This window comes from Nocardia sp. NBC_01377, assembly GCF_045040005.1.
Taxonomy (GTDB): domain Bacteria; phylum Actinomycetota; class Actinomycetes; order Mycobacteriales; family Mycobacteriaceae; genus Nocardia; species Nocardia noduli.
Genome location: NZ_CP109566.1, coordinates 2,093,865 through 2,118,765, shown reverse-complemented (window position 1 = coordinate 2,118,765; position 24,901 = coordinate 2,093,865). Strand labels below are relative to the sequence as shown.

At 67.5% G+C, this 24,901-nt stretch carries 23 protein-coding genes; 9 read left to right on the top strand and 14 right to left on the bottom strand.

The features are described from left to right. Positions 1-49: 49 nt before the first annotated feature. The 6 genes from OG225_RS09595 to OG225_RS09570 form a co-directional block, all read right to left on the bottom strand. Positions 50-643, bottom strand: coding sequence for a MerR family transcriptional regulator (locus OG225_RS09595; protein ID WP_109524283.1), 594 nt, complete (start codon positions 641-643; stop codon positions 50-52). Positions 644-806: 163 nt separating this feature from the next. Further along, positions 807-1,280 carry a bifunctional nuclease family protein gene (locus tag OG225_RS09590; protein ID WP_405181345.1) on the bottom strand — a complete coding sequence of 158 codons (474 nt, stop codon included), beginning with the start codon at positions 1,278-1,280 and terminating at the stop codon, positions 807-809. Positions 1,281-1,485: 205 nt separating this feature from the next. Continuing rightward, positions 1,486-2,286, bottom strand: coding sequence for a MerR family transcriptional regulator (locus OG225_RS09585; RefSeq protein WP_405181344.1), 801 nt, complete (start codon positions 2,284-2,286; stop codon positions 1,486-1,488). A 162-nt stretch (positions 2,287-2,448) separates the two neighbouring features. After that, positions 2,449-2,934 (bottom strand): FHA domain-containing protein, encoded by a 486-nt coding sequence (locus OG225_RS09580; RefSeq protein ID WP_109524280.1) that lies wholly within the window; start codon positions 2,932-2,934, stop codon positions 2,449-2,451. 163 nt (positions 2,935-3,097) lie between these two features. Next, positions 3,098-3,496 (bottom strand): glycine cleavage system protein GcvH, encoded by a 399-nt coding sequence (gene gcvH / locus OG225_RS09575; RefSeq protein WP_216906688.1) that lies wholly within the window; start codon positions 3,494-3,496, stop codon positions 3,098-3,100. 76 nt (positions 3,497-3,572) lie between these two features. Next, entirely contained in the window at positions 3,573-4,166 is a 594-nt protein-coding gene (locus OG225_RS09570; RefSeq protein ID WP_308165136.1) for a CDP-alcohol phosphatidyltransferase family protein, read from the bottom strand. 217 nt (positions 4,167-4,383) lie between these two features. On the opposite strand from OG225_RS09570, the gene OG225_RS09565 reads away from it, so the two are divergent. From OG225_RS09565 to OG225_RS09555, 3 genes are all read left to right on the top strand, one after another. Then, a complete protein-coding gene (locus tag OG225_RS09565) occupies positions 4,384-6,102 on the top strand; it encodes a GMC oxidoreductase (RefSeq protein WP_405181343.1) in 1,719 nt (572 codons plus the stop codon). Positions 6,103-6,162: 60 nt separating this feature from the next. Continuing rightward, positions 6,163-7,563, top strand: a complete 1,401-nt coding sequence (locus OG225_RS09560) for a DUF2252 domain-containing protein (protein ID WP_405181342.1) — start codon at positions 6,163-6,165, stop codon at positions 7,561-7,563. 88 nt (positions 7,564-7,651) lie between these two features. Beyond that, on the top strand, positions 7,652-8,530 hold the full coding sequence (locus tag OG225_RS09555) for a nuclease-related domain-containing protein (RefSeq protein ID WP_405181341.1): 879 nt from the start codon (positions 7,652-7,654) through the stop codon (positions 8,528-8,530). A 15-nt stretch (positions 8,531-8,545) separates the two neighbouring features. On the opposite strand, the gene OG225_RS09550 is transcribed toward OG225_RS09555, so the two are convergent. After that, a complete protein-coding gene (locus tag OG225_RS09550) occupies positions 8,546-9,211 on the bottom strand; it encodes a heme oxygenase (biliverdin-producing) (RefSeq protein ID WP_405181340.1) in 666 nt (221 codons plus the stop codon). 130 nt (positions 9,212-9,341) lie between these two features. Then, on the bottom strand, positions 9,342-10,862 hold the full coding sequence (locus OG225_RS09545) for a threonine/serine exporter ThrE family protein (RefSeq protein WP_405181339.1): 1,521 nt from the start codon (positions 10,860-10,862) through the stop codon (positions 9,342-9,344). 194 nt (positions 10,863-11,056) lie between these two features. Between OG225_RS09545 and OG225_RS09540 the strand changes: the two genes are divergently transcribed. Then, positions 11,057-11,953 carry a TIGR03619 family F420-dependent LLM class oxidoreductase gene (locus OG225_RS09540; RefSeq protein ID WP_405183227.1) on the top strand — a complete coding sequence of 299 codons (897 nt, stop codon included), beginning with the start codon at positions 11,057-11,059 and terminating at the stop codon, positions 11,951-11,953. 9 nt (positions 11,954-11,962) lie between these two features. Here OG225_RS09540 and OG225_RS09535 read toward each other — a convergent pair whose 3' ends face one another. From OG225_RS09535 to OG225_RS09525, 3 genes are read right to left on the bottom strand one after another with little or no spacing between them, the layout of a single operon-like run. Next, entirely contained in the window at positions 11,963-13,597 is a 1,635-nt protein-coding gene (locus tag OG225_RS09535; RefSeq protein WP_405181338.1) for an ABC transporter permease, read from the bottom strand. Then, a complete protein-coding gene (locus OG225_RS09530) occupies positions 13,594-14,526 on the bottom strand; it encodes an ATP-binding cassette domain-containing protein (RefSeq protein ID WP_405183226.1) in 933 nt (310 codons plus the stop codon). The genes OG225_RS09535 and OG225_RS09530 overlap by 4 nt, the downstream gene beginning before the upstream one ends. Continuing rightward, a complete protein-coding gene (locus OG225_RS09525) occupies positions 14,526-15,146 on the bottom strand; it encodes a TetR family transcriptional regulator (RefSeq protein ID WP_405181337.1) in 621 nt (206 codons plus the stop codon). Before OG225_RS09525 ends, OG225_RS09530 begins: the two co-directional genes overlap by 1 nt. A gap of 158 nt (positions 15,147-15,304) precedes the next feature. Here OG225_RS09525 and OG225_RS09520 point away from each other — a divergent pair, with 158 nt between their 5' ends. Continuing rightward, the gene (locus tag OG225_RS09520; RefSeq protein WP_405181336.1) at positions 15,305-17,236 is read left to right on the top strand and encodes an acyl-CoA dehydrogenase; all 1,932 of its coding nucleotides are present in this window, start codon (positions 15,305-15,307) and stop codon (positions 17,234-17,236) included. Positions 17,237-17,283: 47 nt separating this feature from the next. On the opposite strand, the gene OG225_RS09515 is transcribed toward OG225_RS09520, so the two are convergent. After that, on the bottom strand, positions 17,284-18,798 hold the full coding sequence (locus OG225_RS09515; protein ID WP_405181335.1) for a sugar transferase: 1,515 nt from the start codon (positions 18,796-18,798) through the stop codon (positions 17,284-17,286). 490 nt (positions 18,799-19,288) lie between these two features. Between OG225_RS09515 and OG225_RS09510 the strand changes: the two genes are divergently transcribed. Further along, positions 19,289-20,071, top strand: coding sequence for a glucose-1-phosphate cytidylyltransferase (locus OG225_RS09510; protein WP_405181334.1), 783 nt, complete (start codon positions 19,289-19,291; stop codon positions 20,069-20,071). Here the strand turns inward: OG225_RS09510 and rfbC are convergent. Continuing rightward, entirely contained in the window at positions 20,020-20,628 is a 609-nt protein-coding gene (rfbC, locus tag OG225_RS09505) for a dTDP-4-dehydrorhamnose 3,5-epimerase (RefSeq protein WP_405181333.1), read from the bottom strand. The genes OG225_RS09510 and rfbC overlap by 52 nt on opposite strands. 247 nt (positions 20,629-20,875) lie before the next feature. Between rfbC and OG225_RS09500 the strand changes: the two genes are divergently transcribed. The 3 genes from OG225_RS09500 (at position 20,876) to OG225_RS09490 (ending at position 24,327) form a co-directional block, all read left to right on the top strand. Next, entirely contained in the window at positions 20,876-21,466 is a 591-nt protein-coding gene (locus OG225_RS09500) for an MspA family porin (protein WP_405181332.1), read from the top strand. A 167-nt stretch (positions 21,467-21,633) separates the two neighbouring features. Further along, a complete protein-coding gene (locus OG225_RS09495; RefSeq protein ID WP_405181331.1) occupies positions 21,634-22,995 on the top strand; it encodes a glycosyl hydrolase family 28-related protein in 1,362 nt (453 codons plus the stop codon). Between the two features lie 3 nt (positions 22,996-22,998). Beyond that, positions 22,999-24,327 (top strand): GNAT family N-acetyltransferase, encoded by a 1,329-nt coding sequence (locus tag OG225_RS09490; protein ID WP_405181330.1) that lies wholly within the window; start codon positions 22,999-23,001, stop codon positions 24,325-24,327. Here the strand turns inward: OG225_RS09490 and OG225_RS09485 are convergent. Further along, positions 24,297-24,773, bottom strand: coding sequence for a hypothetical protein (locus OG225_RS09485; RefSeq protein WP_216917257.1), 477 nt, complete (start codon positions 24,771-24,773; stop codon positions 24,297-24,299). The two genes, OG225_RS09490 and OG225_RS09485, sit on opposite strands and share 31 nt — an antisense overlap. Positions 24,774-24,901: the final 128 nt, after the last annotated feature.

Here is a 24,901-nt window from a genome sequence, read left to right as displayed (position 1 = left end):
CACGACAGAAAGACCGCCCCGGTGACATCCGGGACGGTCCGAACCGGATCTAGCCGGTTTTGGCGTTCATCCGCGCCTTGCGCCGGTAGGCCAGTTCGTCCTCCGGCCGCTCGGTCGCCGATACCGCTCGTTCGGCGGGGAAATTCGCGATCGCGCCCGTCAGCTCACGCATGGCGCCGCTGACCGCGATACCGAAGACGCCCTGACCGCCCTGCAGTAAATCGACGACTTCCTCGGGCGAGGCGCACTCGTAGACCGAGGTGCCGTCGGAGAACAGGGTGATACCCGCCAGATCCTGAACGCCCCGGCTGCGCAGGTGATCCACCGCGATCCGGATGTTCTGTAGCGAGATGCCCGCGTCGAGCAGTCGCTTCACGATCTTCAGGACCAATATGTCCTTGAACGAGTACAGCCGCTGACTGCCGGATCCCGCCGCGCCGCGAATCGAGGGCACGACCAGTCCGGTGCGCGCCCAGTAATCGAGCTGCCGGTAGGTGATGCCTGCCACCTGACACGCGCTGGGGACGCGATAGCCGACTAGATCATCGGGTACCGAATCATCCGGGAACAGGCCTGGCTGTACCACATCCTGCGATTGCTCTGCCACTGACCACTCCCTTGCTTCGCCGACGCCTTGCCTCATCGATGACCCGGCTCCGTGACGACCATCAACCCGCCGTAACGGACATGGCCCAACTATCGAGATTACTCCCACTGATTCTCCTGGGAGCAGCATCATCGATCCAAACGCGACGCGCGGTAAAAGTCTCGACCTGTAGTTCAGGGCAAGAAGATAGCCATACCGTTCAGCTATCGGTTGCCTTGAAATCATCGGGCGAAACCGACTCGAGGAACTCCTTGAACTTCTCCACCTCGTCCTCGCGCTCGTCCGGCATCACCAGCCCCGCCTCCTCCAGCACCGCCTCTTCGGCGTAGATCGGGCAACCGACCCGCAAGGCGATCGCAACCGAATCGGAGGGACGCGCGGAGATGGTCAACTCGTTGTCGAACACCAGATCCGCGTAGAAGGTGCCCTCCTGTAGATCCACGATCCGCACTTCCTTGAGGGTGCGCCCGAGCTCGGCGATCAAGATCTTGATCAGATCGTGAGTCAGCGGGCGGATCGGGGTCACCCCCTCCTGCTCCAGCACGATCGCCGTCGCCTCGGCCTGCCCGATCCAGATCGGCAGATACCGGTCCCCGGACACTTCGCGCAGCAAGAGCACGGGCTGGTTCTGCGGCTGCTCGACACGAATGCCGATTACGCGCATCTCACTCATCGCACTGCCTCCCATACTCGCCGGCCGCCCGGCATGACCGCTGCGGAGCTCGCCGTAATACCGAGTCTAAGCGAACTCGGAGCAGTGCTGCGATCGGTGTACGGAGCCGAAACCGGCGTGTTGTCACGGTGGAATACACGCGGGGACCCGGCCTCGACCGCGCGGTGCGCGACCGCGTCCCGCGAGGTGGGATCGGCAGCGCCGTTCAGCCGCCGAGCGAATTGCGCACCGACGCCTTGACCAGGCACGTGTGCAAGGTCAGGGACAGGGCCGCGAGCTCACGCGCGGTCTCCTCGGCCCGTGCCCTCGCACCGGCGTCACGACTCTTGGCGATCGGCGCGACGATCTGCGCCACCAGGGCCGCCTCGCGGTCGGCCGCCAGCTTGAAGGCGCGCAAATGCCGTGCCTCCAAGCCGAATTCGGCCATCGCCTTGGCCGTTCGGGCCAACGTGACCGCTTCGGAGTCGAAGAACCCGGCGGCGCCGGGAACGATCAGATTCGCGCGGATCAGGTCGTTGAGGAATTTCTCGTCGATCGCCGCCTGCTGGAGCAGATCGGCACGAGTGAGCCGGATTTCGTGATCGAACCGCAGTTCGTCGGGTGAAATCTCACCGGGCACGACGCCGAGCCTACGGGGTGGCGCGTGACCCGCAACCCGAGCGGAACGGTCGCCCGATTCGGCCGGGTGTCCGGAATCGTCCGACCGCACCGGCTCGACGCCGCCGCCACCGACGGCCCTGGCCCGCGCCTCACGGAAACCGAGCGTCGCCGCACCGCTGTCGATGGCCTCGAGTTGTTCCTTGATGACCTTCAACGGCAGGTACTGATCTCGCTGCGCGGTCAGCACGAACCGCAGCCGTTCGCAGTCGGCGACCGAGAACCTGCGGTATCCCGACGGAGTCCGTTCGGGCCGGATCAGGCCCTCGGCCTCGAGGAAGCGGATCTTCGAGATGGTGACATCGGGAAAGTCGGGACGCAGCAGATCCAGGACGGAGCCGATGGACATACCTCCGCGCGCCCACTGCGCCGCACCTGTCACAGTGCCGAGCCTTTCATGATCGCCGACACCGTCCCGCCCTTGTCACTGCCCCGATTGTCTCCACCCGGCCTGCGCTCGGCGGCGTCACGCGCGCCGTGCGCAGGCATCCGATTCACTCGTCGCGCGTGCTCATAGCGAGCCCGCACCCGCCGACGGCTCGTTGACCTGCGCGCGCGGACCGGTCAGGAAGACGAGCCGGAACTTTCCGATCTGAACCTCGTCACCGTTCTGCAGTTCCGAGGAGTCGACCGGCTCCCGATTCACATAGGTGCCGTTCAAGCTGCCCACATCCACGACCTGGAACGTGTCGTCGTCCTGCCGGAACTCGGCGTGCCGACGACTGACAGTGACGTCGTCGAGAAAGATGTCACTGTCGGGGTGACGACCGGCCGACGTGGTCGGCTGATCGAGCAGGAACCGCGAGCCCGCGTTCGGACCACGTTTGACGACCAGGAGGGCCGCACCGACGGGCAGTCCCTCGACCCCTTGGACCGGCTGTTCGCCGGTCGGCTCTGCGGAGCGCGACGCGTCGACCTCGTTCAGGAAATCCGCGCGGAAGACCGACGTCGTCTCGGCCGCGGTCTCCTGGTAACCCGGGTCTTTGTTCTCGCTCACCGTTTCTCTCCTCCTCGAACCTGATTATCCATACAAGCAGGTGATGCCTTCATTGACACGACACGTCGTGTCACGAGAACACCGGCATCGACCGCCGGACTCTGTTGGCATTGACCGTACCCTGCCGGGCCGTGCCCGTGCAGGTAGAACAGGGAAGGCTGATTCAGCCCCCGATAACTCCTTGATAACCCGCGGCATCCAGCAGGTCGGCAAGCGTGTCGTCGAGGCCGGCGGCGTCGGCGACCTCCAATTCGAACAGCCATCCGTCACCGTAGGGATCGCTGTTCAGCGACTCCGGTGACTGCGTCAGTTCCTCGTTCACCGCAACGACTTTCGCGGTCAACGGGGCGTAGATATCGGAAACGCTCTTGGTCGATTCCACCTCGGCGATGCTGTCTCCCGAGGCGACGTCCTTGTCCGCGTCCGGCAGCTGCACGAACACGACGTCACCGAGCTGTGACTGGGCGTAGTCGGTGATGCCGACCCGGACTATCGTCGGGCCGATCCGGCGCACCCATTCGTGCTCCTCGGTGTAGCGCAGATCCTCGGGGGTCTGGGTCACAAGGCCGTCCTTTCTTCGTCAAGGTCGCACGCAACTCTATTCGAGACCGGACCGTCGGGCCGACCCGACGCCTCGGTTACGGGGAGCGCTGTGGCACAGCCGGTATCGCACGCGCCACCGCGACCGCTTTGCCCAGGTACAGCAGACCCGTCCAGACGTAGACCGCGGTACCCCAGATCAGGAAGGCGCCGCCGAAGGCACGACCGAAACCGTCCAGCGGCCAGTCCATCTCTCCGGCCAGCAGCCACGGCAGCGCCGACATCAGCGCGAACGTCGCCGCTTTGCCCAGATAGATCACCTCGGGCGGTTCCAGGTCGCGGCGCCGGTAGACGCCCAGGGTCAGGGTGAGCACCAGATCGCGTCCGACCAGGATCACCGCCACCCACCACGGGATGAGCCCGCGGATGACGAAGGCGACCAGCGTCGTCACCAGGTACAGCCGGTCCACCAACGGATCGAGCAGCGCGCCCAGGCGCGAGGACTGGTCGAGCAGCCTGGCCAGTTTGCCGTCGAGGAAGTCGGTGACCGGGCTGGCGATCAGCAGGGCGAACGCCCAGCCGTCGGCTCGCACGACCAGCAGCAACCACAGGAACAGGGGAATGCTGAGCAGCCGCAGCACGCTCAGCACGTTCGGGACGGTCAGTACGCGGTCGGCGAATACGGCCCGGATGCCGGTGGGCGCGTCGGCGTCCCCGTGCGGTTCCGTCGTTCCCGGTTCGGTTGTCACAGCCCAGTGCATACCGCACCGCCCCCGGCCACCGCCATCCGGGCGCGCCTACTCCCTCGCGGAATCCGCCCGGATCGACGGGTTATGTCACATTCGACGTGGTGAAAGAATGACTGTGAAACCATCTCAGCTGGCCTGTCAGCCGAACGGGAGGAAGCCCATGACCGCATACGACTACGACGTGGTGGTGATCGGTTCCGGATTCGGCGGCAGCGTGAGCGCGCTGCGGCTGACCGAGAAGGGGTACCGGGTCGGCGTACTCGAGGCGGGCAGGCGCTGGGATCCGGAGGAGCTGCCGCGCACCAACTGGAATGTGCGCAAATCCATCTGGGCGCCGCGCCTGGGCCTCACCGGCACCCAGCGCATCAGCGTCCTCGGCAAATGCGCGGTTTTCTCGGGCGCCGGTGTGGGCGGCGGCTCGCTCATCTACGGCAACACGCTCTACGAACCGCTGCCGAATTTCTACACCGACCGGCAGTGGGCACACATCACCGACTGGCGTGACGAACTCGCGCCCTACTACGACCAGGCCCAGCGCATGCTCGGGGTGACGACGAATCCGCGGATGACCCCCGCCGACCGGGTCATCCGGGAGATCGCCGACGATCTCGGAGTCGGTGACACCTTCCACCCCACCCGCGTCGGGGTGTACTTCAACGAGGACGATCCGGGCGCCGAGGTCGACGACCCGTACTTCGGCGGTGTCGGCCCGCGCAGACGCGGCTGCGTGCACTGCGCGCAGTGCTTCACCGGCTGCCCGCACAACGCGAAGAACACCACCCCGAAGAATTACCTGTACCTGGCCGAGCAGGCGGGCGCCGAAGTACATCCGCTGACCACAGCCACCGAGGTCAGGCCGTTACCCGGCGGCGGATACGCGGTGCGGACCGAGCGTTCGGACCGCTGGATCCGCAAGCAGCGCACCACGTTCACCGCCGAGCAGGTCGTCTTCGCGGGCGCGGCGCTCGGCACCCAGAAGTTGCTGCACACGATGCGCGACAAGCGGGTGCTCCCCCACCTCTCGCCGCGGCTGGGCGCGCTGACCAGGAGTAATTCCGAGGCCATCCTGAATGTGGTCAGCCGTTCGCGCGCCGATTTCGCCGAGGGCATCGCGATCACCTCCTCCATCCATCCCGAGGCCGACACCCACGTCGAGGTCTGCCACTACGGCAAGGGACAGAACGCGCTGTTCCCGATGTCGGTGCCGATCGTGGACGGCGGCGCTTTCCGCTTCCTGCGGTTCCTGCTCGCGATGGTGTTGCACCCGGTGGTGTTCGCGCGCAGCCTCGACGCCAGGCGCGCCTCGGAGAAATCGGTGATCCTGCTCGTGATGCAGTCGCTGGACAATTCGCTCACCTCCTACCGCAAGCGCGGACTGCTGAAGACCAGGGCGGGTGGCGGCGAGCCGAATCCGAGCTGGATCCCCCTCGCCCACGACATCGGCCGCCGATTCGGCGCGAAGGTCGACGGCGATACGCACGGTCTGGTGATGGACGTGTTCAACATCCCGGCCACCGCCCACTACATCGGCGGCTGCGTCATCGGCGATACCCCCGACACCGGCGTCGTCGACCCATACCAGCGGGTATTCGGACACCCCGGCCTGCATATCGCCGACGGTTCGGCCGTCACGGCCAACCTCGGCGTCAACCCGTCGCTGACCATCACCGCTCAGGCCGAACGCGCCATGGCCTTCTGGCCCAACAAGGACGAGCCCGACCCGCGCCCGACCCTCGGCGCCCCGTACCACCGCATCGACCCGGTGCCGCCCGGCCGTCCCGCGGTGCCCGACTCGGCCCCCGGCGCCCTGCTGCTCCCGCTCACCCCCGTCGACCCCGCCCTGCGAGCCGGCAGGGCCGACCCGACCCCGACGACCTGAGCGACGCCTCGGCCGCCGACGGTAGGCAACCGCGAGAACTCCCAGCTAGAGTTCCGATCTGTGTCAGACAGTGGTAGCGACCGTAGCGACCTACGGAACTTCGTCCCCGCCGAAGAGGTGCGGGCTCGTGGGCGCGCGCTGCGCGAGCGTGTCCCGGTGACCGCGCGCGACCGCGGCGCCGTCGGCCCGCGACGGCCGGGGGTGCTGGAATTCCTCGAGGCCAGCCATGCCGATCGGCTGCCGCATCTGGTCCCGTTGCGGGTGGGCCGGATGATGTCGGGACCGTTCACCTTCTACCGGGGTGCGGCGGGGTTGATGGCGGCCGATCTGGCGCACAGTCCGGTGAGCGGGCTCGACGCGCAGATCTGCGGCGACGCCCACGCCGCCAATTTCGGCCTGTACGGCACCCAGCGCGGCGAAATCGTCATGGATATCAACGATTTCGACGAGACGATCCTCGGCCCGTGGGAGTGGGACCTGGAACGTCTCGCCGCCAGTCTCGTGCTGGCCGGCCGGGAGTCCGGTGTCGCCGAGGACGCCTGCCGGGCCGCGGCGCGTGACGCGGCGACCTCCTACCGGACCGCGATCGATCGGCTCGCCGAGATGCCGTTCATGGAGTCGTGGACCGCGTTGCCGGACGAGTCGGTGCTCAGCGCGGCCAAGGCCGACGATCTGCTGGACAATTTCAAGAAGGCGGCCAAGAAGGCGCGCAAGAACACCAGCGCCAAGGTGGCCTCGAAGTGGACCGAGCATATCGATGACCACGAGACCGGTGTCCGCAAACATCGATTCGTGAGCGACCCCCCGGTTCTCACCGCCGTGGACGAGCAGGTCGCCGAGGCGGTGATCGACGGTCTCGAACACTACGTCGCCACGCTGCGCGAGTCGCGACGTAATCTGATCACCCGATTCGCCGTGTCCGACATCGCTTTCCGTATCGTCGGCACCGGCAGCGTCGGGTTGCACAGCTATGTGGCGCTGCTGCACGGCAACGACGGGGAATCGCTGGTGCTGCAACTGAAGCAGTCCATCCCCTCGGCGCTGGCCCCGTATCTGCCACCGCGTCCGGAGCGGCACGAGGGCGAGCGAATCGTCCAGGGTGCCAGGCATGTTCAAGCCGAGACCGATATCCTGCTCGGCTGGACCTCGATCGCGCTCGGCGAGCGGGAGTTGCCGTTCATCGTGCGCCAGTTCCGCAATCTCAAAGGCGCGATCGATCCGGCCGGACTCGACGCCGATGATCTCGACGATTACGGCAGGCTGGCGGGCGCGCTGCTGGCACGGGCGCATTCGCGATCCCTCGATCCTCGCTCGACCTCCGGATATCTCGACGGCGACGAGAGTTTCGATGACGCGGTCAGCGCGTTCGCGGTCCGCTACGCCGACCGCACCGAGGCCGATCACGCCGAGTTGGTCGCCGCGGTGCAGGCCGGAAAACTGGCCGCCGAACTGCCCGCTTAACCGTGTCTGCGGCGCGGGTGGCCGAATTGCTCGTATCCTGTGCACTGTCGAGTGACGACGTGAAGGGCGGTCGCGAATGCTCGTGCGAGTGCAGAACCCGGCAGGCACGAATGCCGAACGGGCACTGATCGACTGGTTGCGCACCTGGAAGGATCCGGGCAGCCCGCACGGGGTTGCGACGATCAATTGCAGTCTGTTCCACGAGGATCGACTGCATCAGTTCGACGCGGTGGTCTGGACGCCGACCAGTTGCGTGGTGATCGAGGCGGAGGCGTTGTCCGCGCGCCAGGACGGTGTGCTGGATATTCCGCTCAACGGTCCGTGGACGATCGACGGCGAAGCGGCGACCCTGGAGGGCAGGGACCGGCGCACACCGCTGGACAAATCCCGTGAGCACACTTTCGCCCTGCAGAACTGGCTCGCCGCGCGCGGCCTGGGCCAGCGCGCGGTCCACGGCGTGGCGCTCATCGTTCCGTTGCGCGGCGCGCAGCTGAAGATCCAGCAGGCGTGGAACGACCCGAGTTTCGATGTCATCCTCGGTAACGATCCGGGCAGGCTGCGCCACTATTTCGAGGTGCTGTCGGAGTCGGAGAAGCATCTGTGGACGGCCAACGACGTCGCGGTCGCGTTCCGCGGACTCGGCATCCTGCCGTATCTGCCCGCACCGCAGGAGTTGCTGCACGAGGGCTTCATCGGGCCGATCGATATCACCCTGTGGCACGGCGGCCCGCAGCAGGCGCAGGCCGAGGCCTACGCCGAGGAGTTGGCCCAGGCCGAGCGCGACGCGAAACCGCCGCTCATCCAGGCGCCCTGGTACAGCCCGTGGAAGCTGTATCCGACCGAGGCCGGTGACATCGATATGGGCCGAGCCTTCATGCGTACGTTGCTGACCATCGGGATGGTCATCGGGGTCGCGTGGGTGGTGTGGATCGTGATCATGGCGATCCTGAGCTACGGCCCGGGCTGATAGGGCCCGTCACTCTCAGGAAGGACGGCGGGCGGGGAATTCGACGGCGAGTTCGGCGAAGACCGCGGTGTTCAGGGCGAACGCCCGCTGTCCCTCGTCGATCACGCGGCGGCGTTCGAGGTCGTCGACCGCCAACCCGTCGAGCAGCAGGCGGTATTCGCGCTTGAAGGCGGCCGGGTTGTCGATGCCGTCGAAGACGTAGAACCGCACGCCGTCGCCGCGGCGCGGCAGATCCCACAATTTCTCGGCGGTACCGCGGATCACCTGTCCGCCGGACAGGTCACCGAGGTAGCGGGTGTAGTGGTGGGCGACATAGCCCGCGGGCCACTGTCGTGCGCATTCCTCGATCCGCGCGGCGTAGGCCGTGGTCGCGGGCAACGCGGTGAGTTCGTCGCGCCAACGCGGTCCGATCAGGTGCGCGAGGTCACGCTCGAGTTCGGGTGTCCTCGCCAGTTCCGGCCGGATGAACGGCCCGGCGACCGGATCGTCGGCGAGCACCTCCCAGTGCGATTCCAGCGCGCGGTAGATGAACCACAGCTGGGCGGTATAGCGGTGGTAGGACGCGATGCCGAGCGTCCCGCCGAGCATTTCGCCGATGAACGAGGAATTCTCGGCCTCTGCGTGTTGCCGGGCGGTCGCCGAACGGAGCGCAGCGGAGAACGTCACTATTTCATCCGACATATCCGAACCACCTCACCGTCGCCGCGAGCATCTTCTATGGATACCCTTACCAGTCGCACCGACCATACCGGTTCGACCGCCCGCGCACAGTTGTTCGGTCCGGGACGAACGTGCCGCCCCGAACCGGGATCTACCCCGCGGCGGACGCGCGCCTGCGCCCGCGCACGATCGGCCTGCGCAGCGAACCGAATCGGCGCAGGATGCGCGGCCGCAACTGGGTGCGGTCGAACCATTCGCCGAGGGTGACGCCCGCCGCGAGCGCGCAGCCGACGCCGAAGGCCGCGAGCAGTTGATTGATCCCGAGCAGGAGTTCGTCGGTGAGCACGGCGTAGAGCCCTCGGTACACCTTCAGACCAGGCAGCAGGGGCGTGATGCCCGCGACCGCGACGACGAGTGGCGGCGTCAACGACCGTCGCGCCATCAGACCACCGGCCAGACCGACCACGGTGGCGGCGACGGCGGAGGAGATGATCGGCCCGAATCCGGCCTGCTGGACGAGCAGGAAGCAGATGATGCCCGCCGCGCCGCCCATCGCGGCCGCGGCCAGCGCGCGTCGTTCCGCGTAGCAGGCCAGGGCGAAGGCGAACGCAGCCACCGCGCCCGCGACCAGTTTGACCGGTAGATCGGTGATGTCGCGCCCGACGCTCATCTCGATGGAGGGCACCGTCGCGCCGAGTACCTGTCCGAATCTGAGGGCGAACACGATGCCCGCGACGATGCCGCCGGTCATCATCATGACCTCGAGCAGTCGCGCCGACGCGGTGATGGGCGCGCCGGTGATCGCGTCCTGCACCGCGCCGACCAATTGCAGACCACTGAGCAGCACGGTGATCCCGGCGGCGACGATCAGGGTGGGATCGGCGGTGATCCCGAGTGGTTCCGCGAAGGTGGACAGGATGATGGCGGGCGTCGCCGCGACGGCGCCACCCGCCACGTGTTGAAAGAAGAACGGGAGACCGTAGCCGTTGAGTACCCGGTTCACCCGGTCGATGAGCAGGGTGGTGCCGAAACTGACCGCGGCAACCAACCAGCCGCCGCCGAGCAGCGCGCCGATGGCCGCGGCGAGCAGCGACCAACCGAAGGTGGCGGTCCAGCGGTGGTAGGGGTGCGGTGCGGTGGTGATGGCGTCGAGTGCGGCGCGAGCGTCGTGGGGGGCGACGACCTGGGTGCGGATGCGGCGGGTGAGCCGGTCGACGGCCGCGAGCCTGGTGAAATCCAGCGAGCGGTAGTGCACCACCCGCATAGTGCTCGCGGGCGGTAACCGTGGGCCCCGATCGGCCCAGATGCGGATCGCGTCGTAGGTGACATCGATATCGCAGCGCGCCAGGCCGTAGGTGGCCGCGATGAAGCGGACCTGGGCGCTGGTGTCGATCACGCCGGTCCCCGAAGCCAGCACGACCTCCCCGACCCGGACCGCGAGATCGAGTACCTCGGCGACGCGCGCGTCGTCGGCGAGGTCGATCGGTTGCAGGGGTGTGGGGGCGGAGACGATGGTGTCGGCCATCGCCTGCCGGTCCGCGACGAGCAGGCCGACCGCCTGGGTGACCACCGGCACCCGCAGCACCCGCCTGCCGCGTAATCGGCCCCGGCGACCGGTGTGCCCGGACGGGGATATCGTCTCGCCTGCTCCCGGAAGTGCGTCAAGACCCATGCTCGCGAAGGTAGTCAACGACCCGGCGATCGCGCATCCGCGCCTGGGAAACGCGTGTCGAGATCACAACCGACCAGCCGGTTCAACGCCCGGATATCGGATTCGAGTCGATCGGGCTCGGCGCGCGAACTCTTGGTGCGAACATCGGGACAGTGGTAGAACTTGTTCTAATTCGACCGATGGGAGCGGAGCCGGTGCGGTACGGAATCGTGTTGTTCACCAGTGATCGGGGCATCTCGCCCGCCGTGGCGGCGGTCACCGCCGAGCGGAGCGGATTCGACTCGTTCTACGTGCCCGAGCACACCCACATCCCGGTGGTCCGCGCGGCCGCGCACCCGACCACCGGCGACGCCACGTTGCCCGACGATCGCTACCTGCGCACCCTCGATCCGTGGGTGGCGCTGGCGACGGCGGCCGCGGTCACCGACCGGATCACCCTGTCGACGGCGGTGGCGCTACCCGCCGAGCACCATCCGATCGCACTCGCCAAGACCATCGCCTCGCTCGACCATCTCGCGGGCGGACGAGTCGGCCTCGGTGTCGGATTCGGTTGGAACACCGACGAACTCGCCCATCACGGCGTGCCCGCCGGTAAACGCCGCACGGTGCTGCGGGAACATCTGGCGGCCATGCGCGCGCTGTGGACCACCGAGGAAGCCGCGTTCGACGGTGAATTCGTGACGTTCGGTCCGAGTTGGTCGTGGCCCAAACCCGCCAGCAAGCACATCCCGGTGATTCTCGGCGCGGCGGGCGGCGAGAAATCCTTCACCTGGCTGGCGAAGAACGCCGACGGCTGGCTCACCACGCCGACCGAGGGCGTACTCGACGACAAGATCGCACTGCTGCACCGGATCTGGCGCGACAACGGTCGCGACGGCACACCGGAGATCGTCGCCCTCGCGGGCCGCCACGACGCCGACCAACTGGCCCGGTGGGCCGAAACAGGCGTCACCGAGGTCGTTTTCGGACTTCCCGACCTCGAGGCCGATGTCGTGCGCGGCTACATCGGCAAACTCGCGGGCAAACTGGGACTCACGGCCTACGACGGCCCGGACCGTCGCCTGGCCGAGTACGCGCCGCCGACGACCTGAGCACCGAGATCAGCGCAGGTCGCGACGGCGGAATCCGGCGACCCCGACACCGACCAGCACCGCGGCGACGGCGAGCAGCCACAGGATCGGCGACCACTGCCACGGCGCGCCGGGCAGTTTCGGCGGATGCACGAACGGCACCACATCGATGAGCCACTGCGGCAGTCCGTCGAGCGCTCCGAGGAAGAAGATGATCAGCATCGCGCTGAGCACGCCCCACGCCGTCGGGGCGAACCGAGGGGCCAGGCCGTAGACGGCCATCGCGATTCCGGTGATCACCCACACGGCGGGCACCTGGACCAGCGCCGCGCCGAGTCCGTCACCGATCTTCTCGGCGAACCCGCCGTCCATCGCGCCGTAGACCCCGCCGATACACAGACCCGCGATCGACAAGAGCACCACCGGGCCGAGCAGCGCGAAGAGCAGGTGACTCGAGGCGTATCGGGCGCGGCCGACGGCACCGGCGAGGGTGGTCTCGGCACGCTCGGTGGCCTCCTCCTCGTGCAATCGCAGCACCGCCGAGATCGAATAGGCCGACGCGGCGATGGCGAGGAAGGACACGGCGAAGGTGATGAAGGAGTTCTGCAACTGCTCGGTGCCGCCCATTCGCGCCAGCACGTCCTTGACCTGCTGACTGTCGCCGAGTATGTCGCCGACGCTGTCGATCGCCCCGCCCATCAGCAGGCCGTAGAGCAGGAATCCGACCGACCAGGCCAGCAGGCTGCCGCGATGCAGCCGCCAGGCCAGACCGGTCGCGCCGGACAGCGACGCGGCGGCCAGCGCCGGGCCCGGCCGCTCGGCGAGCAGTCCCGATCCGGTGTCGCGGCGACCCAGCAGCAGGTACGCCGCGGCGGTACTCAGTACCGCGAGAGTCAGCAGCGGGATCAGCACCCACCAGCGTTCGTCGGCGTAGGGACGCATGTTGATGCACCAGCCCAGCGGCGACAACCAGGACAGCACGCCGTTGCCCGCGTCACCGACCGCGCGCAGCGCGAACGCCGTGCCCAGCGCGGCGAAGGCGATTCCACGCGCGATCCGCGCGCCGGTGCTCACCTGCGCGGTGATCGCGGCCACCGAGGCCCAAACCAGCCCGGAACCGCCGAGGGCGGCGCCGTAGGCCAGTGAACCCACGAGCGGCAGGCCGCTGCTCAGCAAGGTGAGCGCGGCAAGTACGCCGACGAGTACGCAGCCGACGGCCGTCATGGTCAGCGCGGCCGTGAGTCCGGCGTAGCGGCCGATACTGGTGGCGCCGACCAGTTCCGCGCGACCGGTCTCCTCCTCGACCCGCGTGTGCCGGATGACGGTGAGGATGACCGCGATCGCGATCAGCGCGTAGAACGGCCCCGCCTTCCACAGCCCGATCGAGCCGATATCGGTCCCGAAGGCCGGGCCGTACATCGCGACGAGCGCGGGACTGTCGGTGATGGACCTCGCGTAGTTGTCGAGTTCGGCCTGGGTGCTGTACACGCTTTCGGTACTGGACACGTAGAAGGTCGGCAGCAGCCCGAAGGCGAGCACCCACAGCGGCAGCACGATCCGGTCGCGGCGCAGGTAGAGCCGCAACATCTGCGCGGTACCGGCGAAATCCGTCGATCCGCGCAGAACCGGTGCGGTGAAACCGCGTTCGGCGGTGACGGCGGTCATGCCCGCACCTTCTCGACCGCCACGTCGACCCCGTCGACGTGATAGTGGCGCAGGAACAACTCCTCCAGGGTGGGCGGCGCGCTGGTGAGGCTGCGCACCCCGGTGTCGCCGAGTACCCGGATCAGTTCGCCCAGATGTTCGCCGTCGACCTGACAGCGCAGTGTCGAACCGTCGCGCACGATATCGTCCACCCCGTCGATTCTGGTGAGATCGCCCGGGTCGCCGAGTAATTCGGCGGTGATCGAGGTACGCGAGAGATGGCGCATCTCCGACAGCGATCCGCTTTCCACGGTGCGGCCGGACCGGATGATGGTCACCCGATCGCAGAGCGCCTCCACCTCGGACAGGATGTGGCTGGAGAGCAGGACGGTCGCGCCGCGTTCCCGCGCTTCGCGGGTGCATTCGCGGAATACCTGCTCCATCAACGGATCCAGGCCCGAGGTCGGCTCGTCGAGCAGCAGCAGTCCCACATTCGAGGCGAAGGCCGACACCAACGCGACCTTCTGCCGATTGCCCTTGGAGTAGGTACGCGCCTTCTTGCGCGGATCGAGGTCGAACCGTTCGATCAACTCGGCCCGCCGCCCGGGGTCGATACCGCCGCGCATGCGGGCGAGCAGGTCGATGGTCTCCCCGCCCGAGAGCGACGGCCACAGCGTGACATCGCCCGGCACATAGGCGAGTTCGCGATGCAGGGCGACCGCGTCGGTCCACGGGTCACGGCCGAACAGTCTCGCACGACCCTCGGTGGCGCGCAGGATCCCGAGCAGCACCCGGATCGTCGTCGACTTCCCCGCGCCGTTGGGCCCGAGGAAACCGTGGATCTCCCCCTCGTCGACCGACAGGTTCAGCCCGTCCAGGGCCGCGACATGTCCGAATGTCTTACGGAGATCAGTGATCTCGATTACCGGTGCAGTAGCTGAATCGGCCATCATCGCTCCTCGTCGAGTGCGTCCAGCAGTGTGGAATCGGTCAGCATTCCCTGCGTGTAGAGCTCGAGCGCAGGGAAGGTGGTCTCCTCGGCGATATCGCGAATCGCCTTGCGGTAGTCGATCTTTCCGTCACGCTGCACACGCATTTGCAAATACAGGTTCATGGCTCCGACATGGCAGAGCACGATGTAGCGGGCGCGGGCGGCCGGATCGCGGCTCGGTTTGAGCCTGCCCGCGTCCACCGCGTCCTGCATATATTTCTCGGCGTCGGAGATCATGTGCTCCAGCAGTGATTCGGCCAGCGATCCGCCCGCCTGGAAACTGCGCAACATGTAGGCGACGACCGGGGCGTACACCTCGATCTCGGCCAGGGCGTCGATCATGCCCGTCGGGCCGGGCGCCGCGATGGCCTTGCCCTTCTCGACCCTGATGATCTCGAGGACTCTCTCGTCGCAGACCGCGCGCAATCCGTCCTTGGAGCCGAAGTGGTGGTTCACCAGCCCCGGGGACACCCCCGCCGCGGCGGCGATCGCCCTGACGCCGACCTGGAATCCGTTCGCACCGAAGACGTCGATCGCCGCGTCACGGATACGCGCGGCCGCTGTCAGGTCCGAGGTCATCGGACCGGCGGATCTTCGCGATACCGGATCGTCGCGATCCGGAGCTCGATTGAACACATGTTTGGCATCTTAAACACTTGTTCAGTCGTGCGGCAAGAGTTGGATCACAGTTGTCGTGACAGCGGTTTGCCTCCGATCGTGCGGGCTATCGTCGGATTATGGACACCGGCAGCTCATCGACGGCAGATCACCTTCGTGCGGCACTCGACGGCCCCTGGGGCGACGTGAGGGAAGAGGCACGCAAACAGCTCGCGGGCGACGAATTCGCCGGTGATCCGCACCTGGACTACAAGGCCGCGCGGGCCCGCGTCCTCGAGCAGATGCGCACCATCGCGACCATGGGCATCGCCGAGCGTGGATTCCGCCGCGAGAACGGCGGGACCGGCGAACCCGGCGCCGCCGTGACCGGCCTGGAGATGCTGGCCTACGCGGATCTGTCGCTGTGGGTGAAATCCGGCGTCCAGTGGGGGCTGTTCGGCGGCGCGGTGGAGAATCTCGGCACCGAACGGCACCGGGAGTACATCGAACGGCTGATCTCCCTCGACCTGCTCGGCTGTTTCGCGATGACCGAATCCGGCCATGGCAGCGATGTCGCCGATATCGAGACCACCGCGACCTACGATCCGGCCACCGAGGAATTCGTCATCCACTCCCCCACACCGTCGGCCCGCAAGGACTACATCGGCGGCGCGGCCGAGCACGCCAGGATGGCGGCGGTTTTCGCCCAACTGGTGACCGACGGTGAGAACAAGGGCGTGCACTGTCTGCTGGTGCCGATCCGAGACGAGCAGGGGGCGGATCTGCCCGGCGTCACCACCTACGACGACGGCCTCAAAGGCGGTCTACCCGGGGTCGACAACGGGCGCATCGTGTTCGATCAGGCGCGCGTGCCGAGGGAGAACCTGCTCAACCGCTACGCCGACGTGGCTCCCGACGGCAGCTACACCTCCGATATAGAGAATCCGAGCCGGCGCTTCTTCACCACACTCGGCACGCTGGTGCGCGGCCGGGTCAGCGTCGGCGGCGCGGCGGCGGCGGGTGCCAGGGTCGCGCTGAGTATCGCGGTGCGCTACGCGCTCGAGCGGCGTCAGTTCTCCGACCCCGACACCGGCGAGGAGACGTTGCTGATGGACTACCGCAGCCATCAGCGCAGGCTGTTCCCGCTGATCGCGCGCTCGTTCGCGCTGGCGTTCGCCCAGAACGACCTGGTGCGGCGCATGCATCTGGTCCAGACCGGACAGAATCTCGATCCCGAGGCACAGCGGTCGCTGGAGAAACGGGCCGCCGGACTCAAGGTCGCCCAGACCCGCCACGCCACCCGGGCCATCCAGGAATGCCGCGAGGCCTGCGGCGGCGCCGGCTACCTCACCGAGAATCGGCTGGTGACGCTCAAGGCCGACACCGACGTGTTCACCACCTTCGAAGGTGACAATGTCGTGCTCACCCAGCTGGTCGCCAAGGAACTGCTCACCGCCTACGCCGACGAGGTCCGCGATCTGGACGCGCTCGGCTGGGTCCGATTCGCCGCGACCATGGCCGGTGACGTGGTGCGCAAGCGCTCCGGGGTGCGGCAGATGATCCAGACCATGCGCGACCGCAACGACGAATCGGTCGACGAGGGTGACCTGTCACGCCGCTCGGTACAGCTGCAACTGTTCGCCGATCGCGAGGACTACCTGGTCCGCACCGCCGCGCACCGGTTGCGCGCGCGAGCGAAGGAGACCGGCCCGTTCGAGGCGTTCAACAACGCCCAGGATCACATCCTGGCCGCCGGTACCGCGCATATCGACCGCCTGGTCCTGGAGGCGTTCATCGACGGCCTCGCCGATATCGAGGACGACGACGCCCGCCACCTCGCCGAGGCCGTCTGCGATCTGTTCGTCTACTCCCTGGTGGAGGAGAACTCGGCCTGGTTCATCATGCACCGGTTCATGTCGGTGGAACGGGCCAAGGCGGTGCGCCGCGGCGTCAACGAACTCGTCGACCGACTGCGCCCCGACGCGCTCACCCTGGTCGAGGCGATGGGCGTCCCCGAACCAATGCTGCGCGCCGCGATGCTCGACGACGCGAGCGTCTACGACCGACGCTGAATTCGCGTTCCCTCGCGGAATCGGCCGCCCGATTCCGCGAGGGATGTTCAGTAGGCGCCTTCGCCCCGCGCGACCGCGCCGATCGTCTTGGCGATCAACAGCAGATCCAGCACCATCGACCAGTTCTCGACGTAGGACAGGTCGAGCCGGACCGCGTCCTCGACGGAGAGATCGGATCGACCGCTGACCTGCCACAGTCCGGTGACACCCGGTTTCACCAGCAGACGCCGTCGCATCTCCCCGTCGTAGGAGTCGACCTCGCGCTGCACCTGCGGACGCGGGCCGACCACGCTCATCTCACCGCGCAGGACATTGAGGAATTGCGGCAGTTCGTCCAGGCTGAATTTGCGCAGGAATCGTCCGACCGGGGTGACGCGCGGATCCTGCTTCAACTTGAAGAACACCGGATTGCCGCCGTTGTGCTCGATCAGATCGACCACGTCGCGATCGGCGCCGATGTACATGCTGCGGAACTTGATCATGCGGAAGGGTGTGCCGCCGCGACCGATCCGCTCCGACAGGTAGAACACCGGACCGGCACTGGTCGCCTTGACCGCCACCGCGATGACCAGGAGCACCGGCAGGATCGCGAGGAGGACGGCCGCCGAGAAACCGAGGTCGAAAACCGCCTTGCCGGTCGATTTCGCGCGGTCGTACCTGGGCTTGGCGATATGCAGCATCGGCATGCCCGCCACGAGTCGATTGGTGAGCCTGGCCCCGGAGATGTCGACCACGCCGGGAGCGACCACGAGTTCCACCCCGAGGGGGTCGAGTGCCCAGGCCATCCGGCGCAGTTCGACGGGACCCAGGTAGTCGGTGGCCGTCACCGCCACGGTGTCGGCGCCGCTGCGCCGCACCGCGTCGACCACCGAGCGGTCGTCACCGACCACCGAGACGGTCCGGTCGGTGGCATGCAGGCCGAATCCGGCGCTGCCCGGTATCCCGTCCGGCACGCAGACGCCGACCACCTTGTATCCGGTCGCGAGATCGCGGGAGAACGCCGTCGCCATCGCCTGGGCCGCTTCCGGCGGCCCGACCACCAGCACCGAGGTCAGGTAGTCGCCGCGACCGCGCCGCCGCGACCGGATCCGCAGCCGCCAGGCGAGTCTGCTGAACATCAGACCGAGCAGGCCGAGCGGCAGCGCGATCGCGAGATAGCCGCGCGCGAACTCGATCTGGAAGATCAGCGAGATGATCGCGAGCACGCCGAACAGCCGCAGCGTCGCCGAGACGAGCCGCCGATACTCCTCGGTACCGCTGCCGATCACCTGCGGTGACCGGGTATTGCACGCGACGAGGAAACCCATCCAGCTCACCGCGAGCACCACGGAGACGACGGTGTATCCCACCTCGTACGGCAGCGTCCACGCCAGCGGTGGCGCCACCGGACCACCGAACCGGATGACCTGCGCCAGGATCACCGCCGCCACGATCACCGCGAAATCGGTTGCTTCCAAGCGCCTCACATAGTCGGCCTGCCAGCGTTCCCGGTTCGATCGCGGCGACACAGCGGCGGACACCGGCACATCGAGGTCATCGCCCTCGGAGAGCTCGAAGCTCATGAACACACACCTCCCCCTGGGAGAGAATCGTCGCCCCCGATCGACATCGACCGGTCCCCTCGGCAAACACGAGGCGCCCGGGGTGTTCGGTCATTCGGCGCCCGACAGCTGATTGTTACAGACCACATTCCGATTCACACATCTAATGACAAGGGGCACAAAGTATTCCGCGAGTTAGCGGAGAGGGTGAAGATCATCCGATCCGACCGCGCACAATACCGGACTCCGACCCCTGCCCGGGAAATCCCCGAAAGCCGCGCCGGTAGCCCGCTGGATGCTACCCGGCAAACCGGATGGTAGGTAGTCCGGAACCCGCTACCACACAGATGATTCCGCCCTCGTCGGCCGAGCCCCGGACATCGGCGATACATGATCGCTATGGACCGATCCGCGGTGGCCGGTGGGCGGTGCGCAAGCCGTCACCTTTTCGGGCGATCGAAATCCCCTCCGGCGCGGTAGATTCACACATCAGACACAGGGAGGTAACCCGATGAAGGTCGTGCTGTTCTGCGGCGGGTACGGCATGCGGATGCGGGAGGGCTCCGACGACGTGGTGCCCAAACCCATGCAGATGGTCGGCAATCGACCGCTGATCTGGCATGTGATGCGGTACTACGCGCATTACGGCCACACCGATTTCATCCTGTGCCTCGGATACGGCGCCGCGCACGTGAAGAACTACTTCCTCACCTACCAGGAATCGGTCTCCAACGACTTCGTGCTGCGCGACGGCCGGGTGGAACTGCTGAGCGAGGACATCGCCGACTGGTCGATCACTTTCGTCGACACCGGACTCGAATCGGCCATCGGGGAGCGACTGCGCCGGGTGCGCGGACATCTCGGCGAGGACGAGGTCTTCCTGGCCAATTACGCCGACGTGCTCACCGACGCGCCACTCGACGCCATGATCGAGCGGTTCACCGCGTCGGGCGCGGCCGCGTCGATGCTGGTGGTGCCACCACAGCAGTCGTTCCACTGTGTCGACCTCACGCCGACCGGCGAGGTCAAGGAGATCATGCCGATCTCGCGCATGCCGCTGTGGGAGAACGGCGGATACTTCGTCCTGACCCGGAGGATCTTCGACCTACTGCCACCGGGCGGTGATCTCGTCGCCGACGCCTGCGGCGCGCTCGCCGGGCAGGGCAGACTCCTCGGCTACCAGCACCAGGGGTTCTGGAAGCCCGCCGACACCTTCAAGGAACGCGCCGAACTCGACGCGGCCTACCACAGCGGCGAGCGGCCGTGGATGGTCTGGGAGTCGGCGCCACGGTGACCCTGCCACACCATCCGCAGCACCTGCTCCCAACTCCCGGCGGCCGCGTCGCGCGGCGAGACCACGCTGACCGGCAGCGGCCATTCGATCCCGAGATCCGGATCGTCGTAGGCGACGCCGATGTCCTCGGCGGGGTCGTGCGGCCGATCGATGCGGTAGCACACGTCGGCCGTGGTGGTGAGTGCCTGGAATCCGTGCAGGAATCCCGGCGGTACGTACAGGTGGTGGAACTCGGCGTCATCGAGACGGAACGCCTGCTGCCGACCGAAACTCGGCGATCCGGGACGGATGTCGACCAACACGTCGAACACCGCGCCGTTGGCGCACCGCACCAGTTTGGCCTCGCCGCGCCCGCGCCTGCCGTGCATACCCCGGACCACACCCCGGCCCGAACGGGACTGGGAATCCTGGAGGAAGGCGGCGCCCGCACCGGGCACGCCGAGATACTCCTCGAAGATCTCCACGTCGAAAGTCCTCGTGAACAGGCCCCGATCGTCCCTGAAGGGCTGCGGTATCAGCAGCAAGACGTCGGCGAGCTCCGTCTGCTCGATACGCACCGCGTCATCGTGCCACGAACGACCGGGTGCCGCTATGTCCGAATCGACCCGCCCCCGCCTTCGGCCCAGCGCGCCCCCAGCGGTCATTGTCGGACTCGACCGGCCGTGACGGGGGCCGATCGGCTAGTTTGAACTCGCTGCGCCGCATCTCATTTGCCGATGGTGACGCAGCACACAGTCCGGAAAAGAGAGAAATCTGATGAGGGAAACCACCCGGCTCCGATCCCGGAGCGTACGAGTTCTTACCATGGCCTCGATCGTCGCCGCGGGGCTGGCATTCGGGAACGGATCGGCCGCCGCGGCGGTCGACAACAGCAGTTCCATCGTCGACCGGGCCCAGCGCACGGTCGAGGCGATCCAGGCCGACACCAAGATCGACTCCGTGCCGCCGCTCGACAGCAACCCGTTGACCAGGGAGTGGTTCCACAACGGGTCGGCGGGCTTCAAGATCTCCGGCCCCGACGCGAGCGACTGGAAGGGCCACATCACCTTCGGCTATCAGGTCGGCTACCCCGCGACGGTGGGCGGAAAGATCAAATTCGAGTACTCCACCCCCGGCCTCGGCGTGGATCTCGGTGGCGCCGATATCGGCGTGCTGAAGATCGACAGCCTGATCCCGAAGGCGGGCGTACAGCTCGAGGCCGGTTTCGGCCCCGGCATCCAGACCATCGAATGCGCGGGCGGCGACGTCTCGGGCACCGAGGGCTTCATCCGGCTGTCCGGATTCCACGCGACCATCACCGGCGTGCTCGGCCAGACCAATATCCGGCCGTTCGTCAAGCTCGTGAGCGCCGACGGTGACACCGTGATCACCTACGGCAAGCCCTGGACCCTCTGATCCGGCTACGCCCTCGCCCGGATGTCGAGTCCGAAACGGCGTTCTCGGGTGAGGGCGAACGGTCGACGAGGCACGCGCCGCGCGGCCTCCGCGCAGCGTGCCCGGATCGACGCGGTAGCGTACGGAACCCGGGAAGGGGCCTGCGATACTGGTCGGGAGACTGCACAATGACCGATGACGCCATCCGTCGACGACGACTGCTGGCCGTTTCCCTCGGCGCCGCCGCCGTGCTGCCACTGGCCGCGTGCGCGACCGCCGAGCAGGAGCAACCGGATACCGAGTTCCGCTCCCCCACGGTGACCGACGCGCCCGCGGCACGCAATGTGCGCGATTTCGGCGCCGTCGGTGACGGCCTCGCCGACGACACCGCAGCCATCGCCGCCGCGGTCGCCGCGTCCGAAGGCCCCCCGGTGCTCTACCTGCCCGCGGGCCACTACCGGGTGACGGCCTTCCCCGAACTGCCCGATTTCGCCACGGTGCTCGGCGACGGCCCCGACATCTCGACGCTGGTCTGCGAGACCGACACCACGCTCATCTCGTTGCGCAATCGCAGCAGGGTGCGGTTCTCCCGGCTCGGGATCTACATGTCGGGCCCCCGCTCCACCGCCGTCGTCCTCACCGAATGTTTCCGGTGTTCCTTCGACGCGGTGGTGATCCGGGGCAACCATCTGAGCACCAATCACCCACAGTTCCTGGCCCAGCGCGGCGTGGTGCTGGAGGGCAATACCGGCGGCACCGCGTTCATCAACTGCGATATCAACAATTTCGGTGTCGGCATCACCACCTCGTGCATCCAGAACTATGTGACCTCGTCCAAACTCACCAGCAATTTCATCGGCGTGCTCGGCACCGGCAACGATCACAACGCCGGTCTGGCGCTGACCAATGTCGAATTCGTCTCCGACCACGACCCGAGGACCACCGACAAACACCTCGCCATCGACGGGGCCGCCAACGACTGGTGGTTGACCAATGTCTGGTTCGAGGGCGCCGATATCGCGGTGTCGGTCGGCGACCGCGAGCGCGGCGGGCCCGCCCAGTTCGGCATGGTCAACTGCAAGGTCGCGGCCCGTTCGGTCGCGATCGACCTGGTCTACTGCCGCCAGCCCTACCTCGCCAACATCGTGTTCGACCCGGACCTGGAACGGCATCCGATCGAATTGCGGATCGATCCGGCAGGCTGCCCGGAGGGTACCGCCGTCAACCTGATCTCCAGTGCCGGAGAGGATTTCGCGCCTGCCCAGTTCCCGGACCGCTGGCACGTGCTCGGGCGGGGCAGTATGCGCGCACCGCGCTTCGAGGGCACGATCGTCGGCAGGGCCGGACGCGGCGACGCCGACATCATGCAGGCCCAGGGGCCCGACGGCGATGTGCGATCGGCCGTACTATCCAGTGGAGCGTGGCTTTCCGACCGGCCCGAAGGCGGGGTCGTGCTCAAGGACAACGACGGCGGCTACTGGAGGCTGACCGTCTCCACCGATGGCGCCGTCCGCACCTCCCCGCTGGGACGCCAGCGACCCAAGGGGTGACCCGTGACCGACCATCCGACCCCTCTGTCACGGGTCAGGCTCGGTCCGGTCACCCTGCACGGCGCCACCATCGTCCTGCGGCCGCCGCGGATCGATGACTACTCCCGATGGCGGCAACTGCGGCTGTACGACCGGCACCGGATCGAACCGTTCTGGTCGAGTTCGCCGCTGGACTGGCCCGCGCGCCACACCCCGCGACACTGGGTCCACGAATATCTCGCGGGCCGAGCGGGCGAGCGCGCCGCCCGCAGACTCGGGCTGGTGATCGAGGTCGACGGCCTGCTGGCCGGGCAGGTCGAACTGGCCCACATCGACTTCGATTCCGGCAGTGCCGAACTCGGGCTCTGGATGTCCTCGCAGCTGGCGCGGCACGGCATCGCGGCGCTGGCGACGGCGTTGATCGTGGATTTCGCCTTCGGCACGGCGGGTCTGCGGCGGATCACCGCGCCGATCTCACCGGCGAATGCCGCGACCGGCGCCGGAGCGCAGCGGCTCGGGTTCCGCCGCGAGGCGCTCATGGCGAGGTACTTCGACGCGGGCGGCGCGCCGCAGGATCACGAACTGTGGGCCATCACCGACCGGACCGCGCCGCGAGAAGGCCTGACCGAGTACTGGATCCGGCACCGCTCGGGCCGGCCGCCACGCAGCGAGCCGCCACCGGAACTGCCGGATATCCGGCCACCGCGCCGCACCGAGGTGCTCGTCGCGATCGCCAGGTATCACGCGGGCCGGGTTCTGCGTTCGGCCGACCCGCTGTGGTACGCGCAGCGGATCCGGCTCACCGACCCGCGCCATCCCGGTCTGGCGGTGCGCAGTCCCGAACACGCCGATCTCACCACCGGGGCGGCCCGATGGCGGCCCATCGGGGCCGGTACGGCACGTCCGAGGGGATGGACCTTCGGCCTGGCGCGTCCCCGGTGCGACGCTCCCCCGCCCGACCTGGTGCTCGCGATCGAGGACGACGGCGCGTTCGCCGGCGAGGTGCGCCTGTTCGAGGCCGATATGTTCAACCGGCACGCCCGGCTGTTCGCGTGGACCGATCCGACGCTGCCCCCTTCCTCGACACGCAGGATCCGCACGATCGCCATCAGGCTCGTCGTGGAATACGCGCTGACGGTCCTGCGCATGATCCGCGTCGCCGCCGAGATCGAACCCGACGACATCGAGTTCGCCGAGCTGGCCGCACGCGCGGGCATGGAGTGGGAGGGGCGGCTGCACGATTTCGTCGGCGTCACCGGACGCCGCGCCGACCACGACCTGTGGGCCGTGACCGTCCCCGATTCCCGGACCGCGCGGCGGCTCTACCGCACGATCGGCGCGGAGGGCCGGTAGCGTCGGATGGTGTCGGCGACGGCGTCCGCGGAGGTGGACAGGTCGGCTGTATCGATGCGGTAGGGATCGAAATGGCGCGCGACCACCGTCATCCTGCGCCCGCCCGCGATATGGATCAGTTCGATCTCCGACCAGTCGAACGCGGTCACGAGTCCGCCGTGCCAGTGACTCAATCCGTCCGCGGTGATGACCAGGCGTGGGGTCGTGCGCCAGATCTCGCGCGCCGCCCACAGCCCGACCCCGCCGATCGCGCACCACAGGATTCCGAACACCAGCCCGAATTCGGGCTCGAACCGATCGAGATTCGCGGCGTTCTCCGCGCCGTAGGCGAGCAGGGCCGACACCACCACCGCCGTACCCGCCCCGCCGAACAGGATTCCGGCCGCCAGGCACAGCCACGTATCGAGCACCGCCGTCGGCGCCTGCCGATACGTTGTCGACGACATGAGAACCACCTCGCTGTCGACGAACCGGCCGTCGAAGGACCCGTGATCGAACTCTTCGAGTGTACGGCCGCACGTCGTTCGCGGCACACCGAACGTTGGTCGGAACGACACACCGTGTCCGGTGCATG